The 1,765-nt window shown below is 57.5% G+C and carries 1 protein-coding gene; it reads right to left on the reverse strand.

All coding sequences use genetic code 11. The features are described from left to right. A partial coding sequence (locus EHSB41UT_RS24690; RefSeq protein ID WP_341350364.1) for an immunoglobulin-like domain-containing protein occupies positions 1 to 1,765 on the reverse strand: 1,765 nt, incomplete at both ends.

Below are 1,765 nucleotides of genomic sequence, written 5' to 3' on the forward strand. Positions count from 1 at the left end.
CGGTGTCATCGGTAATCGCGGTGACCACTTCATCGGGACTGAACGTCAGGTTCTCAAACTCACTGCCGCCGGTGACACCGGTAATGCTGTTGGAAACCGTATCACCGTTCTCGACCCAAACATCATCCCGATCGATGGCCAGATCCACCGTGCCACTGGTGGCGCCGGCCTGGATGGTGATTTGCTGCTGGTTCGCCAGATTAACGGTCAGACCGTTGTGGCCGGCAACCGGCAGGCCGTCGGCATTCGTTAGAGTGGCGGTGTAGGTAATCGAGCCGCCGTCCTCACTGGTGGTTGGTGTGGCGGTCAGGGTTACAGTGACGGTATCGGTGTCATCAGTGATGGTGGTGACCACTTCATCCGACGTGAAGGTGAGGTTCTCAAATTCACTGCCACCGGTGACGCCGGTAATGCTGTTGGAAACCGTGTCCCCGTTCTCGACCCAAACATCATCACGATCGATCGCCAGATCCACCGTGCCATTGGTGGCACCGGCCTGAATGGTAATTTGCTGCTGGTTGGAGAGAGTGACGGTCAGACCATTGTGGTTATCAACTGGCAAGCCGTCGACGTTAGACAAGCTCGCGGTGTAAGTAATCGAGCCTCCGTCTTCACTGGTGCTCGGAGTGGCGGTCAGGGTCACGGTGACGGTATCGGTGTCATCGGTAATCGCGGTGACCACTTCATCGGGACTGAACGTCAGGTTCTCAAACTCACTGCCACCGGTGACACCGGTAATGCTGTTGGAAACCGTATCACCGTTCTCGACCCAAACATCATCCCGATCGATGGCCAGATCCACCGTGCCACTGGTAGCGCCGGCCTGGATGGTGATTTGCTGCTGGTTCGCCAGATTAACGGTCAGACCGTTGTGGCCGGCAACCGGCAAACCATCGGCATTGGTCAGAGTGGCGGTGTAGGTAATCGAGCCGCCATCTTCACTGGTGGTCGGAGTGGCGGTCAGGGTCACGGTGACGGTATCGGTGTCATCGGTAATCGCGGTGACCACTTCATCGGGACTGAACGTCAGGTTCTCAAACTCACTGCCGCCGGTGACACCGGTAATGCTGTTGGAAACCGTATCACCGTTCTCGACCCAAACATCATCGCGATCGATGGCCAGATCCACCGTGCCACTGGTAGCGCCGGCCTGGATGGTGATTTGCTGCTGGTTCGCCAGATTAACTGTCAGACCGTTGTGGCCGGCAACCGGCAAACCATCGGCATTGGTCAGCGTGGCGGTGTAAGTAATCGAGCCGCCATCTTCACTGGTGCTCGGAGTGGCGGTCAGGGTCACGGTGACGGTATCGGTGTCATCGGTAATCGCGGTGACCACTTCATCGGGGCTGAACGTCAGGTTCTCAAACTCACTGCCACCGGTGACACCGGTAATGCTGTTGGAAACCGTATCACCGTTCTCGACCCAAACATCATCCCGATCGATGGCCAGATCCACCGTGCCACTGGTAGCGCCGGCCTGGATGGTGATTTGCTGCTGGTTCGCCAGATTAACTGTCAGACCGTTGTGGTCGGCAACCGGCAAACCATCGGCATTTGTCAGAGTGGCGGTGTAGGTAATCGAGCCGCCATCTTCACTGGTGGTCGGAGTGGCGGTCAGGGTCACGGTGACGGTATCGGTGTCATCGGTAATCGCGGTGACCACTTCATCGGGACTGAACGTCAGGTTCTCAAACTCACTGCCGCCGGTGACACCGGTAATGCTGTTGGAAACCGTATCACCGTTCTCGACCCAAACATCATCGCG

The organism is Parendozoicomonas haliclonae (assembly GCF_900174585.1).
GTDB lineage: Bacteria > Pseudomonadota > Gammaproteobacteria > Pseudomonadales > Endozoicomonadaceae > Sansalvadorimonas > Sansalvadorimonas haliclonae.